We start from the raw sequence: 16522 nt of genomic DNA on the forward strand, positions 1-16522 counted from the left end.
ACAGACTCTCTGCTCCTCAGCCGTCAGAGCATGCAAGACATCAGACCGCAGTTTCCAACACCACCACGCACTGACCCGCTCTCACCGATGAACCCGGTTGAACTCGCACCTGGCTGACCACACCATCCTGCGAGGCCACTAACGGAATTTCCATCTTCATCGACTCGAGGATCACCAGAACGTCGCCTTCGCGTACGGTGTTGCCGATTTCAACGTTCACCTGCCACAGGTTGCCAGATATCGGACTGTCGATGCTTGCCTGACCGGCCCTTAACGGTGCATCTTCGCCCTCTTCGACCAGCGTATCGCTACTATCAAAATGTGCCTGACCGTTGGCAATCCAGCGCTCGCGCTCTGCATCAAACGCCCCCTGCTGATGGGCACGGAAAGCCTCAATTTCCGTGGCTTCATCCGCCAGGAACTGCTGGTAGTCGGCCAGGTTCAGCGTGGTATGTTCAATACGCAGCGGATAACGCCCCAGCGGGAAATCACGGCGGATCGTCAATAACTCGTCGGCAGAAACCGGGTAGAAACGAATCTGGTCGAAGAAGCGCAGCAGCCACGGTTTACCGCCAAAATCGTCAACCGCGTGATAGCGATTCCACATTTGCAGCGTACGGCCAACGAACTGATACCCGCCCGGCCCCTCCATGCCATAAACGCAGAGATATGCCCCGCCAATGCCCACCGAGTTTTCCGCCGTCCAGGTGCGCGCCGGATTGTACTTGGTGGTGACCAGTCGATGGCGCGGATCAAGCGGTGTCGCGACCGGTGCACCGAGATAGACATCTCCCAGCCCCATCACCAGATAGCTGGCGTCGAACACCGTTTTATACACTTCATCGACGTTCGCCAGATCGTTAATGCGGCGAATAAACTCCAGATTGCTTGGACACCATGGCGCATCGCGGCGCACGGTGGTCATGTATTTGTCGATAGCCTTCTGGCACGCCGGATCGTCCCAGGAGAGCGGCAGCCAGACGATGCGCGACGGCACTGCCAGCGAATCCTGCTCGCACACACCATTCCATACTCCGGAGACTATCTCCAGAAGCGTTGCCAGACTTAGCGTTTCCGGCTGGTAGTGAATTTGCAACGAGCGGATCCCCGGCGTGAGGTCGACGATCCCACTCAGCGCTTTTTCCTCCAGCGCTTGCATCAACGCATGACCGCGAAAACGCAGCACCAGATCCAGCTCTGGTTCGCCAATCTCCAGCAACAGATGGGTATCGCCAGAGAGCCTTGCCACCAGTCGCTTATCGGCGGCACCAAGACTGAGCACCGCTGGCGAGGCCAAAGTCGCGGGTTGCCAGACAGGGTGCTGTGGCGTCAGGCTGGCAATCTCGGTTTCCTGAGCCTGTGCCAGACGGCGCGCAGTCGCGATATCGACAGGAACAAAGCGGATTTTATCACCGGCTTTCACCTGCCCGACCGCCGGTAAATCGGCCTCGATAATCGTGACAGGGCAAACAAATCCGCCAAGGCTCGGGCCATCCGGGCCGAGGATCACCGGCATGTCACCGGTAAAATCCACCGCGCCAATGGCGTACGGGTTATCATGAATGTTTGACGGATGCAGGCCGGCTTCACCGCCGCTCTCACGTACCCACTCCGGTTTCGGCCCGATCAGGCGTACGCCCGTCCGGCTGGAGTTAAAATGGACTTCCCATTCGGTGGCAAAAAAAGTCTCTATATAATCAGGCGTGAAATACTCCGGCGCGCCGTGCGGGCCATAGACAACACGCAGCTCGCGCACCGTTCCCAGCGTGGTCCGCAGCGCTTGCGGCAGTTCGCTTTCCTGAACGCGCTCTGATAAAGGCGCCAGATGCAGCACGTCGCCGGTTCGCAGCGCCCGTCCGGCATGGCCGCCAAATTGCCCCAGCGTGAAGGTACTTTTACTGCCCAGATAATCCGGCACGTTGAAGCCGCCACGCAGGCACAGATAGCTGCGCACGCCCTGGTTGCGGATGTCGCCCATCCGTAGCGTCATGCCCGCCTGCACGGTGACAATACGATTATTCTCCAGCGGTTCGCCATCCAGCGTGAGCGCAATCTCTGCCCCGGTGACCACCAGTTGCGCGTCACAGTTAAATTTGAGCGTCGGGCCACTGAGGGTAATTTCCAGCGCGGCGGCGTTGGCATCATTGTCCAACAGCCGGTTACCCAGACGCAGCGCCCGACTGTCCATTGGGCCGGATGGTGGAACGCCTACCGCCCAGTAACCGGTTCTTCCGGGGTAATCCTGCACCGTGGTTTGTGTTCCGGCGTTGAGAACTTCCAGCGTGAACGCCTGGTATTGCAGCCCTTCCAGGCAGCGAGTCCAGGGTTCACCGCTCGCAAACGGGGCAAAGGTTAAAATCTGCTGCAGATAGCTACGGTTGGTTTCTACGCCATAAAGGCGCGTTTCGCCGAGAGCTGTATGTAGTGTGCGAATCGCCTGTTCGCGCGTCGGCTGCCAGGCGATGATTTTCGCCAGCATTGGATCAAAAAACGGGGGCACCTCGCAGCCGGATTCCACCCAACTGTCGATACGTAGCGTCCGGCGGTCATTTGCCGGGAAGACGACTTCGGTGAGCAGCCCCGGAGACGGCTGGAACTGACGCCCCGGATCTTCGGCGTAAACGCGTGCCTGAATCGCATGGCCATCAGGCTTGAGGTTTTCTCGCAGCGCCGCCAGCGGCGGTAACGTTCCGGCCGCCAGCTCAATCATCCAGCGCACCAGGTCCACGCCCCACACCTGCTCGGTCACGCCGTGCTCAACCTGCAGACGGGTATTCACCTCCAGGAAATAAAATCGTTCAGCGTGACTGTCGTAGACAAACTCGACGGTGCCCGCGCTGCGATAGTTGACCGCTTTACCCAGCCTGATCGCCGCCTCACACAAGGCATTTTCCATGCCTTCAGGCAGATTCGGCGCAGGGGTTTCTTCCAGCACTTTCTGATTACGGCGCTGTATTGAGCAGTCGCGCACGCCGAGGGAAATCACCTCGCCTCTGCCATCGCCAAATAGCTGTACTTCAAGATGCCGCGCCCGCTCGATGTATTTCTCAATAAATACCCCCGCATCGCTGAAGTTGTTTTTCCCCAGGCGTACCACGGCATCGAACGCGTCGTTGAGTTCTTCTGGGGTATAGCAGACGCGCATCCCGATACCGCCGCCGCCCGCAGTGCTTTTCAGCATTACCGGGTAACCAACGCGCTCAGCGGCGTGCAGCGCTTCAGTCACATCGGCCAGAAGTTCAGTGCCTTCCAGCATCGGTACACCATGGGATTTAGCCAGCGCCCGAGCCGTATGTTTCAGGCCAAACAGGCGCAGCTGTTCCGGCGTCGGGCCAACAAAGGCAATACCTGCGGCTTCGCAGGCTTCCGCAAAAGCGGCGTTTTCAGACAGAAAACCATAACCTGGATGAATGGCCTGTGCGCCGCTGGCTTGCGCGGCCGCAATGATTTTTTCCGTCACCAGATAGGTATTGGCCGCCGGGCCATCGCCCAGACTCAGGGCTTCATCGGCTTCGCGAATATGCAGGCTGCTGATGTCAGCCTCAGAATAGACCGCCACGCCGCGCAGGTTCATTGCGTGCAGGGTACGTAAAATGCGGCAGGCAATGGCCCCGCGGTTTGCAATCAGGAGTGTCGTCAGCATAGGTCAGACTCAATCATGGCGGGTCGTCCCGCCGAATATTGGCTCACCCATGGTCGTCCATGGGGAAAAAGCGTTTATGGCAGGAGGCGTCCGGCACGGACTTCAAACAGGCGATAAATCGCCCGACGCAGGCGTTGCCAGCGGTTTGGTGTTAGTTCCATATCAGCACCTCAGCAGGCGTTGGATTCCAGCCGTTGCAGGGATTATTCAACTGCGGACAGTTAGAAATGAGCACGATGACGTTACACTCGGCGCGTAGCTCTACATACTTACCCGGCGCAGAGATGCCGTCCTCAAAGGTCAGTCCGCCCTGCGGCGTCACCGGCACGTTCATGAAGAAGTTGATGTTCGCGCCGATGTCGCGCTTTTGCAGCCGGCCATCATGCAGGCAGGCGCAGAGAAAATTATCCCGACAGCTATGCATATGCCGTTTGTCGAGGGCATAACGAACGGTATTGCTCTCCTGTGCGCAGGCGCCGCCGAGGGTATCGTGGCGCCCACAGGTATCGGCGACAATGGTCAGCAGCGGGTTACCGAGGTTCGAATACAGCACGCTGCCGCTGGTCAGATACGCGTTGTTCTGACGACGCAGCGTGCGCTGGGCGTCGTAGCGTTCGCGCGGTTTATCCGCGTTATAAAACAGCGTGTCTACCGCTTGATTTCCTTCGAGATCGAGCAGGCGCAAAGTTTGCCCCTTCTTCACTTCAAACAGGTAGGGTTCACCTGCCGGGATTACGTGGCGAAAGCTGGCGTGCTGGGCTTGTTTCTCGCTGGCTACGGTCATCTTATGGCTCCTTACAGGGCAAAAAGTTGAGTGTTGATAAGGGCGCGTTCGTTTTCCGGCCGTGTCCGCAATGCGTTAATGGCGGCGTCTTCATCCTCAGCCCGTCTCCAGCTCAGCTGCACCGGGCGTGGCGCATACTCACGGGATGGGTCCATCGGATGCTGCAATGCGGTCATCACAACCAGCGTGTCCATGGGCGCGAACAGTTCGATGTAACTTCCCGGCTGTGAATGCCCGCTGTGGAAGCTGAACTGTCCGTTGTCATCCACCGTGACCTTGCTGAAGAAATTGACCACCATCAGCAGATCTTCAAGGTTGAGATCCCACTTGCCCATCTCGACCAGCAGGTTGTCGGTACCGTTACGGTAGAAACCGTTCCGCCGTTCCTGATAACGCCCCTGCCCGTATTTTTCCGCCACTTCCTGCGCGTTCAATACGCCGCCAAACGGATCGTGCCAGCCGCTGGTATCGGCAATAATGCCTGCCAGTACGCGGCCCATATCGGAGTAAAAACAGTGCCCGGCGGTGAGCCGCGCCGTATGCTGACCTTTCAGCGTATCGGGGAGGTTCAGACGCTCGCTTTTGTGGTGCGGGTTAAGCATCAGCAGGCTGACGTTTGCCCCGCCGTCGATATCCGTCATGCGCAGGATCTGCCCGCGTTTGAGGACAAACGAAAGGTGCCCGCCGCCCGGCAAGATCTCTTCACGCAGGAATGTTTCGGTCTTCATATGATTAACCCCTTAAGGCATAAACGTTGTCGGGAGCCGTACCGCTCAGCGCAGAGAGCCGCGTTTCGTTGAGCGGAATGTCATAGGTAATGCGCGCGCCAAAGGCATTGGGCGCCTGAGGGTCGATGCGCACTTTGTCGAACACCAGTAAACGGGTGCCGAGGTTGAAACCTTCGGATAGATCGTGGGTGACCATAAATACGGTCATGCGAGTTTCACCCCACAGCTGCAGCAGCAGCGCATGCATGTCTTTACGAATGCCTGGGTCGAGTGCGCCAAAAGGCTCATCGAGCAGAAGTACGCGCGGTTGCATAATAAACGCCTGCGCAATGGCTAAACGCTGCTGCATGCCGCCGGAAAGCTGCGCCGGATATTTGTCCAGCGCATGGCCAAGACCGACTTTTTCCAGCATCTCCGTCGCCCGCTCGCGTACCGCGCGTTTTTTGGCGCCGAACAGTCGCCCGAACAGTGGTGATTGCGGCAGTTCGAGACCAATAGCGACGTTATCCAGCACGTTCAGGTGTGGAAAAACTGAATAACGCTGGAACACCACGCCCCGGCTGCTATCCGGTTCGGCATGGAGCTGTTGACCATCCAGAGTGATAGAACCCCGGCTCGGCGTTTCCTGACCGAGCAGCAGGCGCAAAAACGTCGATTTTCCGCAGCCGGACGCGCCAACCATCGAGCAGAACTCGCCCTCTTTCACCTGCAGGTTAAGACGCTCCAGTACGACGTGGTCGCCGTATTCCTGCCAGATATTGTTGATAGTGATAAAGCTCATGCCTTCCCTCCTTCCGCCCAGGGAAAACAGGTTTGATGTAGTTTGCGCAGCGCCAGATCCATCAGCCAGGCCAACAGCGTGATCCACAGGACGTAAGGGATAATCACGTCCATGGCCATATAGCGGCGCACGAGGAAAATGCGGTAGCCCAATCCGGCAGTGGATGAAATGGCTTCAGCCGAAATCAGGAACAGCCATGCCGAACCCAGCAGCAGGCGCAGCGAAGTCAGCAGACGCGACAGCAGTTGCGGCAGCACCACGCGCAGCACCAGCGTCCAGCTATTCGCGCCCAGAGTCTGGGCTTTAATCAGGATCTCCGGCGGGATTTCACAGGCGCGATGCTCCAGATCGCGTGCCAGCATCGGCGTGATGCCGATAACAATCAGCATCACTTTCGACAGTTCGTCGAGGCCAAAAACGATAAACAGCACCGGTAAAATCGCCAGCGGCGGGATCATTGACAACACCGTCATCAGCGGTGACAGCGACGCGCGCCACAGCGGGAACACGCCGGACGTCACGCCGATACACAGGCCCAGCAGTGAGGCAATGGTTAGCCCAACCAGCAGACGCGCCAGACTGACCAGGGTATCGACCCAGAACAGATATTCACCGCTGCGTTTATCCGGGGTAAACGCCATCCGTGATAGCGCATCCAGCATCTGCTGGAGACCCGGCAGCAGCTTGTCCTGCGGATTAGCCTCCAGCCGTACCGCCGAGCCAAAGAAGTAGGCAGCCAGCAGCAGGATGAAAGGCATCATGACCAGCATCAGCCGCATACCAGAAGTGGGATGACGATTAATTTGTCGCATGGGAACTCCGTCCGTTATCACAGCGTGCCGGCAGCGGCCATTTTCACGAAGCTATCGTCAAATCGCAGTTTGACGTTATGGGCATCACCCTGAGTCACGTTGCCAGGGAAGCGCATACCAATAAAATCGGCACTCTGCGCTCCATCGCCCAGTAGCCCTTTATCAAAGGAGAACGCGGCCACGCGCTGCATGGTTTTCGCCAGTTCCGGGGAGCTAATAAAGGCAATGTTGTCCTGTGGGGTGTAGAACAAATGGGTGGTCTTCAGCTGCGCCTGATATCCAGCCAAATCTGTGCCGGAGGCGGCCGCCATTGCATTCAGCGCGTTCGTATCCTGGGCTTTCATCATCCCCATCATTTCGTACCACGCGCCGGTTAAGGCTTTGCCGAGTGCAGGGTTATCTTTCAGGGTTTCGCTGTTGACGACCATCATGTCGATAAGCTCCCCCGGTACCTGCGAGGAGCTGAACACTTCGGTGGTTTTCGGCGTACCTTTGATAACAGAAAGCTGCGGGTTCCAGGCCACTGCCGCCTGTACGCTGGAGGTGCCAAACGCCGAGACGATATCCGCATCTGAGGTATTCACGACGGTGACGTCTTTTTCCGCCAGTCCCGCTTTTTCCAGACCGCGAACTAGTAAATAGTGGGAAACGGATAGTTCTGGCAGGTAGACCTTCATCCCCTTCAGGTCGTTAAGGGTCTTGCCCTCGCCCTTCATCACCACGCCGTCATTGCCTTCCGAGTAGCTGCCGAGGATCAGTGCGGTGCTGTCTACGCCACCTGCGGCCGGAATGGTCAGCGCATCCATATTGGTCATGGTGCAGCCATCGAACTGGCCCGCCGTGTACTGGTTGATGGATTCGATATAGTCGTTGAGCTGTACTACGTTGATTTTGATGCCGTACTTATCGGCCCATTTATCGATAATTTTGCTGCTGCTAATGGTCCCCCAGGGCATCCACCCGGCGTAGATGGTCCAGCAGACGTTGAACTCTTTTTTCACAGCAGCAAAAGTGGGGAGACTGACCAGCATTGCCAGCGACAGTACAACAGAGCGGAGTAATGACGTTTTCTTCATGCTTGACCTCTGAGTGGCACAAAATTAGGGGGCAGCGCGACACCAATGGGTGCTGCTGTCTCCCGGGCTTTTGTCCCGCCGTGTAACCTCTCAGAGGTCGCCAGCTCTTGGACCAGTCATTCACTCAGTGAACCGGAACCCTAGCCAGCTATTGATTAGATTGTGTGTGCTGCCCTTTCCGGTTTATCTAAGCAAGGGACATGCCATGATTTAATTCTCTTTATTATCAGTTAATTAGAGATTGCTTTATCCGAGAAATCACTATTTTGGGGAGGGTTTGTGGAGCTGGTGCACTGCGGTGGTGCCTGGGGAAATATATTAAAGTCCACCCTACGATGAATATGCGCAGAGGTTTCTGATAATAAAGTCGTATATCTCCTGTTGCGCCATCAGAAGATCAATCCGCGTTGCCGGATCCGCGCCTTTCTTGTACTCTTCCTCCGCTAAATTTCATCAACGATGGACGCTCATGACTGCGCATACCTCTAAAGACCCTCTACACGGCGTAACCCTTGAAATGCAGGTTAACGCGCTGGTCGCCCGCTACGGCTGGGATCGGTTGAGCCAACTGATCAAAATCAACTGTTTTAAGAATGACCCCAGCGTGAAGTCCAGCCTCAAATTTTTGCGCCGTACGCCCTGGGCGCGTGCGGAAGTTGAAGCCTTATATCTCGATGCCTTACATGACGAAGTTGATGTGACGCCGGCAGAACCGGCGTTCGATCCGTGGGCAAATAGCCGCGCTAAGCGCTGATGCGTACTAACGGTTTGCCCTATAAACCGTTGTGATATCAGACCACGACCGACGCACGCTGGCGTCGGTCATTGTCTTTACAGGAAGAATTTCACCGCCTGCTGCAGCGTGGTTGCTATACCCCACAGCAGCGGCACGCTAACGGCCAGCCAGCTTGCCGTCATTAACAGCGTCGACGGCTGAGCCTCCCAGGTCAGCTGAGCATTTTTATTGATGGTATACAACCCCTTCGCCTGCTGCTGCTGTTCGGCAGTCATCGCGTATTTCTCCGGCAGCGGTCGCACCAGTTGGTTGCAGATAAAACCGATGATCAGCAGGCCGGTCAGCACTATCAGCGTAATGTCATAAACCCGCTCGGGCGTCACACCATGCGCCAGCTGATATTCACGCAGATAGTTCACCAGCACCGGGCCGCTAATCCCCGCCGCCGACCAGGCCGTCAGCAGCCGCCCATGAATGGCCCCTACCATTTGTGAACCAAAAACATCGGCAAGATAGGCCGGAATGCTGGCAAAACCCCCGCCGTACATCGAGATAATAACGCACAGCGCGCAGACGTAGAGCGCCACGTAACCGCCATGGTTGACCAGCGGCAGCGTGCCGTACAGCACCGCGCCCAGGCAGAAAATGATCGCAAAAGTCATTTTGCGTCCGCATAAATCAGAGACCGATGCCCAGAAGAAACGCCCCAGAATATTAAACAGGCTCAGTAAACCGGTGAATCCCGCCGCCATGGTGGCAATGCGCTTCAGCTGTTCGCTATTCAGCGCATACCAGTTCAGGTCGAGCGACAGCAGCTTACCGGCAAAGATCTCCTGCAGCATCGGCGACGCCATGCCGAGGATGCCAATACCTGCGGTAACGTTCAGCCACAGTACCAGCCATAGCAGCCAGAACTGCGGCGTACGGCAAGCCACGCTCACGTGAACCTGAATAGTTGAGTGATTGCGGATCGTGTTCTGCGCTTTTTCTCCCGATGGGTGCCAGCCCATCGGCGGTAAGCGGTAGCCAAAGGTACCGCAGAGCATAAATAACGCGTAGATCGCCGCCAGCGCCAGGATACTTTGCCACACGCCGTTACCTTCCGGCCCGGCAAAGAAATTCATCAGCGCGTTAGCTAACGGTGCGCCCACCAGCGCCCCGCCGCCAAAGCCCATAATTGCCATCCCGGCCGCCATGCCGCGTTTATCAGGAAACCAGCGCAGAAGTGTGGAAACCGGGGAAATATAGCCAAGCCCCAGGCCGATCCCGCCGATCACCCCGGCCCCCAACCACAGCAGCCAGAGCTGATGCAAATAGATCGCCACGCTGGATAGCAGCAGCCCTCCGCACCAGCACAGCGTCGCCACAAAGCCCACCAGCCGTGGCCCTACCTTCTCCAGCCAGCTTCCCCATAATGCTGCCGAACAGCCGAGAAACACAAAAAACAGCGTATAAGTCCACCCGAGCATGGAGATCTTCCAGTCACAGTCGCGGGTCACCAGCTGCTGCCAGAAGGAGAGGTTAACTGGGCATTGTAAGTGCTCGCTAACACCAATAAGCTGGGACATCGGTAGCCAGTAAACGGAAAACCCATAGGCCATACCGATGCAAAGATGGACGGCCAACGCTGCGGGCGGCACCAGCCAGCGGTTAAAACCCGGTCTGGCGATAATCCGCGGTTTGGCAAAAAACTCGCGCAGCGGTGAAACCGGTGCGGTGGCGATGTTTTCATTCATTTGCGCCATATTCCTGTCCTTTTCATGTGTAATGGCCGACGAACGCGCCGTCGGAGACAGGAGGTAAAAGGCAAGAAAGGTGCCATTCGCTCAAAATACGTACAGAAATGACGACTGAAGCGAGCAAGCAGCACCTGACTAACAGAACAAAAAAACCAGCTATAGTCGGTTAAATTATGAACGGGTATACAAACGAGAGGATAATGTCGATTTTGATAACGTCGCTCTCAGAGTGATACGACAGCGACGTTGGTTTCCGCAGGCAGATCTAGATAACGATCAGATCGTATTTTTTGATCTTGCGATACAACGTAGCAATCCCGATACCTAACTCGTCTGCTGCCTGCTTTTTATTGCTATAGCGGCTCAAGGCATCGCGAATCATCTGACGTTCCATCTCTTCAAGCCCGGTAACCCCCTCCTCTTCTTTCGCGGTTTTCAGCACCGTTGCCCCTCGGGCATCCGGACGTTCGCCGATTTTTCCACTGCTCACCAGGTTTGGCGGCAGCAGCGAAACATCAATCACTTCGCCGGAAGGCACCACGTTGACCAGATATTCCATCAGGTTGCTCAACTCACGAATATTGCCCGGCCAGCGATAGCTTTTCAGCAGTGCAATCACCTCCGGCGCGACACCGGGATAGACCAGCTCCAGCCGACGGGTATGCAGATGCAGGAAATAGTGAATCAGCAGTTCGATGTCATCCTGACGTTCACGTAACGGCGGCAGACGTAACGGAATCACATTGAGACGATAGTAGAGATCCTCCCGGAACTTACCTTCGGCGATAAATTGATCGAGGTTTTGATTGGTGGCGGAAATAATTCGAATATCCACCGGCACCGGATGACTGGCCCCTACCGGCTGGATCTCCCGTGATTCAATGGCGCGCAGCAGCTTGGCTTGCAGCGTGAGCGGCATATCGCCAATTTCATCCAGAAACAGTGTCCCGTGGTTAGCGGCCTGAATGAGCCCCGTTTTGCCGTTGGCCGATGCGCCAGTAAAGGCCCCTTTCACGTAACCAAACAGCTCGCTTTCCAGCAGTTGTTCAGGAATGGCCGCGCAGTTAATGGCAATAAACGGCTTATCTTTGCGGTCGCTCAGCTTGTGCACCGCACGGGCGACAACCTCTTTACCGGTTCCGCTTTCTCCGGCAATCATCACGCTTGATGGGCTGGGGGCAACGCGAGTTATCAGCTTTTTCAGCTGTCGCATTGGCCGACATTCTCCGACCATTTGTTCAATCTGCGGCCCCTCCTGCGGCGCGGTAATATCCGCCGAAGAGTGTGACTGATGAAACGCCATCAGAAACAGCCATTGATCCTGAATGGCGTGCAGCTGACCAATGATGAGCTCTTTCTTATCATCAATAGAAATGACATGCTGAACGTGTCCGCGAATAAAATTTTGCGCGAACGTCAGAGGCCGGAAATGAATCTCTTTACCCACCATATTCCCCTGGGACACCCCAAGGATTTTTAACGCTGCCTGATTAACAAATTTGACTTTCTGTTCCTGGCTGACAACGAGCACGCCCTGGTCCATATTGTCAAGCATCGTTAAAAACATTTTCTGGATATTGTCGCCACCGCTCTGATCCTCCAGTAAACGGGAGACAAATATGGAGGAGACATGGCGAACATAATCGGAAAACTCGGTGATATTATCATTTATTCGCTCCTGCTGGTCGCGCGTCAGGGCAATCAGACTAATAACGCCGACGCACTGCTCCTGATAAATCACCGGCGTTCCGAGGAAGGCCTTTTCTTTGCATGTTTCCTTACTTTCACAACCTTTACAGAGGGGATCAAAACGAGAATGAGTAACAACCTTCTCCTTTTTTGTTTCAATTATGTAACGAAGAAGTCTCGAGTCTGTATTTAATTTACGGCCAAGGAATTTCCCATAACTTCCTGTCCCGGCCACGCGGCATAGCGTATTGTCGACAATTTCAACTTCAAGCTGAAGAACGCTGGAGAGCATGCGGGCAAAACGTTGAATTGTAGGCTGAATCTGCATCAAGATAGATGATGAACTGGAAGGTATCATAATATCACTCACTGAAAGCTAACGGGGTGAACGTCAACGCTTATTTCTTTACGATGATACTACCGCAGCCCCTGGCAATAATTGACCTGAGCACTTTCTCTTTTTCAATTCTTGAATCAAATATGGAAGTGGTATCACATTTTCATATCAATATGATAATTTCGATGATGATTTTATCAATATGGTGCGTTTCTCTGTCGACGGGTAATATAACGCATGAAAAAACCCATGTATAAATAAACACATCACCTGTTCACAGCGCCCTCATGTTATTCCCACCCGGCATCAACGCATTCTTTTCGTGATATCCATCGCATAATTTCCGCATATTGACCGTTGTAAATTGGGCCCTTTGGAAATTGGCACGCTTATTGTTAGTGAAATACCAGCGCTGGCATTCGCCGCAGCGGTAACCAGCAATCAATAAGCCCGTCATTCACGACCAGGATTGAAATATGAAAACTGTTAACGAACTGATTAAGGATATCAACACGCTGAACTCTAATCTGCATGAGAAGGATTTCCTGCTGACCTGGGAACAGTCGCCGGACGAACTCAAGCAGGTGCTGGACGTCGCGGAAGCGTTAAAAACGCTGCGTGCGGAAAATATTGCCACCAAAGTGTTTAACAGCGGGCTGGGGATTTCCGTATTCCGCGATAACTCAACCCGTACCCGCTTCTCCTATGCTTCGGCGTTGAATCTGCTTGGGCTGGCGCAGCAGGATCTCGACGAAGGAAAATCGCAGATTGCCCACGGCGAAACGGTACGTGAAACCGCCAATATGATCTCGTTCTGCGCCGATGCTATCGGCATTCGCGACGATATGTATCTTGGCGCGGGTAATGCCTATATGCGTGAAGTGGGCGAAGCGCTGGATGATGGCTACAAACAGGGCGTGCTGCCGCAGCGCCCGGCGCTGATTAACCTGCAGTGTGATATTGACCACCCGACGCAAGCGATGGCCGATCTGGCCTGGCTACGTGAACACTTTGGTTCGCTGGAGAATCTTAAAGGCAAGAAAATCGCCATGACCTGGGCCTATTCTCCAAGCTACGGCAAGCCGCTCTCTGTGCCGCAGGGCATTATCGGCCTGATGACCCGTTTTGGTATGGACGTCACCCTCGCCCACCCGGAAGGCTACGACCTGATTCCTGATGTGATTGAGGTCGCGAAAAATAACGCCAAGGCCTCCGGCGGCAGCTTCCGTCAGGTGACGGACATGGCAGAAGCCTTTAAAGATGCCGATATCGTCTATCCGAAGTCCTGGGCACCGTATCAGGTCATGGAGCAGCGCACCGAGCTACTGCGCGCTAACGATCACGACGGTCTGAAGGCGCTGGAGAAAGCCTGTCTGGCGCAAAACGCCCAGCATAAAGACTGGCACTGCACCGAAGAGATGATGGCGAAAACCCGTGACGGCGACGCGCTGTATATGCACTGCCTGCCAGCCGATATTACCGGCGTTTCCTGTAATGAAGGTGAAGTCACCGAAGCGGTGTTCGAAAAATACCGTATTGCCACCTACAAAGAGGCCAGTTGGAAGCCGTACATCATCGCCGCCATGATCCTCTGCCGCAAATACGCGAAGCCGGGCAAGTTGCTGGAGCAACTGCTGGCCGAGGCGCAGAAACGCATCAAATAGCCACCTTCGCTGGCCTGCGGGCCAGCATCACTCCCCCGTAATGATGAATAAGGACAGTGTATGTCTGCTTTCTCACTGAAAATGGATATTGCCGATAACCGTTTTTATACCGGTGAAACCTCGCCGCTGTTTGCGCGCGAGCCTGCGCAACAGGCGCGCCGTTTCCATCAGAAAATTGCCGGCTACCAACCCACGCCGCTGTACGCGCTGAATGAACTGGCCGCCCTGTTTGGCGTAAACAAAATTCTGGTGAAGGACGAGTCGCAGCGATTTGGCCTTAACGCTTTCAAGATGCTGGGCGGTTCTTACGCGATTGCACAATTACTGTGTGAAAAGTACCAGTTGGATATCAACGCGCTGTCACTCGATGGCCTGAAATCGCGCATTAAAGAAAAAATGACCTTCGCCACCACTACCGATGGTAACCACGGGCGTGGCGTGGCGTGGGCGGCGCAGCAGTTGGGGCAAAACGCGGTGATTTACATGCCGAAAGGTTCAGCTCAGGAACGCGTGGACGCCATTCTGCGTCTGGGCGCGGAGTGTATCGTCACCGACATGAACTATGACGATACCGTGCGCTTCACCATGCAGACGGCGCAGAAAAACGGCTGGGAGGTGGTACAGGATACCGCATGGGATGGCTACACCAAAATCCCCACCTGGATTATGCAGGGCTACGCCACGCTGGCCGATGAAGCCGTTGAACAAATGTCGGCGATGGGCATCGCTCGCCCAACGCACGTTTTCCTGCAGGGCGGCGTTGGTGCGCTGGCAGGCGGCGTGCTTGGCTACCTGGTAGACGTCTACGGCGCGGAGAATCTGCGCTCCGTCATCGTTGAGCCCGAGCTGGCCGACTGCCTCTACCGCTCCGGGGTGAAGGGGCAAATCGTCAACGTCGGCGGCGATATGGCCACCATTATGGCGGGGCTTGCCTGCGGTGAACCCAACCCGCTCGGCTGGGAAGTTCTGCGCAACTGCGCCAGCCAGTTTATCTCCTGCCAGGACGCGGTTTCCGCACTGGGTATGCGGGTGCTGGGTAACCCGCCTGGCCACGACCCGCGCGTCATTTCCGGGGAGTCCGGCGCGGTCGGCCTTGGCGTACTCGCCGCCGTTCACTATCACCCACAGCGCGACGCGCTCATGAACAAACTGCAGCTGGATAGCCACTCCGTCGTGCTGATCATCAGCACCGAAGGCGACACCGACGTGAAGCATTATCGGGAAATCGTCTGGGAAGGTAAGCATCCGGCAGCGCAATAAATCCTACAAATTCAGAACTGGAGAACATCCTCATGGCTAAGCATATTCCTTTTAAACTGATTGTTGAAAAAGCCAACCACTACCAACAGGACATGACCCGCTTTCTGCGCGATATGATTGCTATCCCAAGCGAAAGCTGCGATGAAAAGCGCGTGGTGCACCGCATCAAAGAAGAGATGGAAAAAGTGGGCTTCGATAAAGTGGAAATCGATCCTATGGGTAACGTGCTGGGTTATATCGGCCACGGCCCGCGTCTGGTGGCGATGGACGCGCATATTGATACCGTGGGTATCGGTAATATCAAGAACTGGAGCTTCGACCCCTATCAGGGCATGGAAACCGACGAACTCATCGGCGGGCGCGGCGCGTCTGACCAGGAAGGCGGGATGGCGTCGATGGTCTACGCCGGCAAGATTATTAAAGATCTGGGGCTGGAAGACGAATATACCCTGCTGGTGACCGGTACGGTGCAGGAAGAGGACTGCGATGGGCTTTGCTGGCAGTATATTATCGAACAGTCCGGCATTCGTCCGGAGTTCGTGGTCAGTACCGAACCCACCGACTGCCAGATCTACCGTGGTCAGCGCGGCCGCATGGAGATTCGTATCGATGTCTCTGGCGTCAGCTGCCACGGCTCCGCGCCGGAACGCGGCGACAACGCCATCTTTAAAATGGGTCCGATTCTCAACGAACTGCAGGATCTTTCCCACAAGCTGGGCAACGATGAATTTCTGGGTAAAGGCACCCTCACCGTCTCGGAAATCTTCTTTACCTCACCAAGCCGCTGCGCGGTCGCCGATAGTTGTGCCGTTTCCATCGACCGTCGTCTGACCTGGGGTGAAACCTGGGAAGGCGCGCTGGAGGAAATTCGCGCCCTGCCTGCGGTACAAAAAGCCGGTGCGGTGGTCTCTATGTACAACTATGACCGTCCATCCTGGACCGGGCTGGTGTATCCGACCGAATGCTACTTCCCGACCTGGAAAGTGGAAGAGAATCACTTCACCGTGCGTGCGCTGAGCAATGCCTATGAAGGTCTCTTTGGCAAAGCTCCGGTGGTCGATAAGTGGACCTTCTCCACCAACGGCGTCTCGATCATGGGCCGTCACGGCATTCCGGTGATTGGTTTTGGTCCGGGTAAAGAGCCGGAAGCCCACGCGCCAAACGAAAAAACCTGGAAGTCACACCTGGTCACCTGCGCCGCAATGTATGCCGCAATACCGCTGAGCTGGCTGGCCACCGAGTCACTGTAGTCCGCTTTTCCTCCCGCCGTTCG

At 55.7% G+C, this 16522-nt stretch carries 12 protein-coding genes and 1 riboswitch; of the genes, 4 read left to right on the plus strand and 8 right to left on the minus strand.

Going from position 1 to position 16522, the window contains the following annotated elements:
* Positions 1-40: 40 nt before the first annotated feature.
* The 6 genes from uca to ACW14G_RS00150 form a co-directional block, all read right to left on the minus strand.
* Positions 41-3643 (minus strand): urea carboxylase, encoded by a 3603-nt coding sequence (uca, locus tag ACW14G_RS00125; protein WP_249023261.1) that lies wholly within the window; start codon positions 3641-3643, stop codon positions 41-43.
* Between the two features lie 151 nt (positions 3644-3794).
* Positions 3795-4427, minus strand: a complete 633-nt coding sequence (locus ACW14G_RS00130) for an urea amidolyase associated protein UAAP2 (protein WP_163446363.1) — start codon at positions 4425-4427, stop codon at positions 3795-3797.
* Between the two features lie 11 nt (positions 4428-4438).
* Positions 4439-5155, minus strand: coding sequence for an urea amidolyase associated protein UAAP1 (locus ACW14G_RS00135; RefSeq protein WP_163446364.1), 717 nt, complete (start codon positions 5153-5155; stop codon positions 4439-4441).
* A gap of 4 nt (positions 5156-5159) precedes the next feature.
* Entirely contained in the window at positions 5160-5936 is a 777-nt protein-coding gene (locus tag ACW14G_RS00140) for an ABC transporter ATP-binding protein (protein ID WP_163446365.1), read from the minus strand.
* Positions 5933-6748 carry an ABC transporter permease gene (locus ACW14G_RS00145; RefSeq protein ID WP_167575824.1) on the minus strand — a complete coding sequence of 272 codons (816 nt, stop codon included), beginning with the start codon at positions 6746-6748 and terminating at the stop codon, positions 5933-5935. The genes ACW14G_RS00140 and ACW14G_RS00145 overlap by 4 nt, the downstream gene beginning before the upstream one ends.
* Before the next feature lie 17 nt (positions 6749-6765).
* Complete coding sequence (locus tag ACW14G_RS00150; protein ID WP_249023260.1) at positions 6766-7824, minus strand: putative urea ABC transporter substrate-binding protein; 1059 nt, start codon at positions 7822-7824, stop codon at positions 6766-6768.
* Between the two features lie 57 nt (positions 7825-7881).
* Positions 7882-7979: riboswitch (guanidine-I (ykkC/yxkD leader) on the minus strand.
* 314 nt (positions 7980-8293) lie between these two features.
* Between ACW14G_RS00150 and ACW14G_RS00155 the strand changes: the two genes are divergently transcribed.
* Entirely contained in the window at positions 8294-8578 is a 285-nt protein-coding gene (locus ACW14G_RS00155) for a VF530 family protein (RefSeq protein WP_163446368.1), read from the plus strand.
* A gap of 77 nt (positions 8579-8655) precedes the next feature.
* Here ACW14G_RS00155 and ACW14G_RS00160 read toward each other — a convergent pair whose 3' ends face one another.
* Positions 8656-10305, minus strand: coding sequence for an OFA family MFS transporter (locus tag ACW14G_RS00160; protein ID WP_163446369.1), 1650 nt, complete (start codon positions 10303-10305; stop codon positions 8656-8658).
* A 259-nt stretch (positions 10306-10564) separates the two neighbouring features.
* Positions 10565-12346, minus strand: a complete 1782-nt coding sequence (locus tag ACW14G_RS00165; protein ID WP_223802635.1) for a sigma-54 interaction domain-containing protein — start codon at positions 12344-12346, stop codon at positions 10565-10567.
* Positions 12347-12801: 455 nt separating this feature from the next.
* Here ACW14G_RS00165 and ygeW point away from each other — a divergent pair, with 455 nt between their 5' ends.
* Genes ygeW through ACW14G_RS00180 form a run of 3 tightly spaced genes read left to right on the plus strand, consistent with a single transcriptional unit; the run spans position 12802 to position 16499 of the window.
* On the plus strand, positions 12802-13989 hold the full coding sequence (gene ygeW, locus ACW14G_RS00170; protein WP_163446371.1) for a knotted carbamoyltransferase YgeW: 1188 nt from the start codon (positions 12802-12804) through the stop codon (positions 13987-13989).
* A 60-nt stretch (positions 13990-14049) separates the two neighbouring features.
* Entirely contained in the window at positions 14050-15249 is a 1200-nt protein-coding gene (gene dpaL / locus ACW14G_RS00175) for a diaminopropionate ammonia-lyase (protein WP_249023259.1), read from the plus strand.
* Between the two features lie 32 nt (positions 15250-15281).
* Complete coding sequence (locus ACW14G_RS00180) at positions 15282-16499, plus strand: YgeY family selenium metabolism-linked hydrolase (RefSeq protein WP_064545433.1); 1218 nt, start codon at positions 15282-15284, stop codon at positions 16497-16499.
* Positions 16500-16522: the final 23 nt, after the last annotated feature.

This window comes from Kluyvera sp., assembly GCF_965301105.1.

What these genes read in the sequence shown, in the direction of transcription:
- uca (WP_249023261.1), bottom strand. Translation starts at nt 3,643, where the DNA reads ATGCTGACGACACTCCTGATTGCAAACCGCGGGGCCATTGCCTGCCGC.
- ACW14G_RS00140 (WP_163446365.1), bottom strand. Translation starts at nt 5,936, where the DNA reads ATGAGCTTTATCACTATCAACAATATCTGGCAGGAATACGGCGACCAC.
- ygeW (WP_163446371.1), top strand. Translation starts at nt 12,802, where the DNA reads ATGAAAACTGTTAACGAACTGATTAAGGATATCAACACGCTGAACTCT.
- dpaL (WP_249023259.1), top strand. Translation starts at nt 14,050, where the DNA reads ATGTCTGCTTTCTCACTGAAAATGGATATTGCCGATAACCGTTTTTAT.
- ACW14G_RS00155 (WP_163446368.1), top strand. Translation starts at nt 8,294, where the DNA reads ATGACTGCGCATACCTCTAAAGACCCTCTACACGGCGTAACCCTTGAA.
- ACW14G_RS00135 (WP_163446364.1), bottom strand. Translation starts at nt 5,155, where the DNA reads ATGAAGACCGAAACATTCCTGCGTGAAGAGATCTTGCCGGGCGGCGGG.
- ACW14G_RS00180 (WP_064545433.1), top strand. Translation starts at nt 15,282, where the DNA reads ATGGCTAAGCATATTCCTTTTAAACTGATTGTTGAAAAAGCCAACCAC.
- ACW14G_RS00145 (WP_167575824.1), bottom strand. Translation starts at nt 6,748, where the DNA reads ATGCGACAAATTAATCGTCATCCCACTTCTGGTATGCGGCTGATGCTG.
- ACW14G_RS00160 (WP_163446369.1), bottom strand. Translation starts at nt 10,305, where the DNA reads ATGGCGCAAATGAATGAAAACATCGCCACCGCACCGGTTTCACCGCTG.
- ACW14G_RS00165 (WP_223802635.1), bottom strand. Translation starts at nt 12,346, where the DNA reads ATGATACCTTCCAGTTCATCATCTATCTTGATGCAGATTCAGCCTACA.
- ACW14G_RS00150 (WP_249023260.1), bottom strand. Translation starts at nt 7,824, where the DNA reads ATGAAGAAAACGTCATTACTCCGCTCTGTTGTACTGTCGCTGGCAATG.
- ACW14G_RS00130 (WP_163446363.1), bottom strand. Translation starts at nt 4,427, where the DNA reads ATGACCGTAGCCAGCGAGAAACAAGCCCAGCACGCCAGCTTTCGCCAC.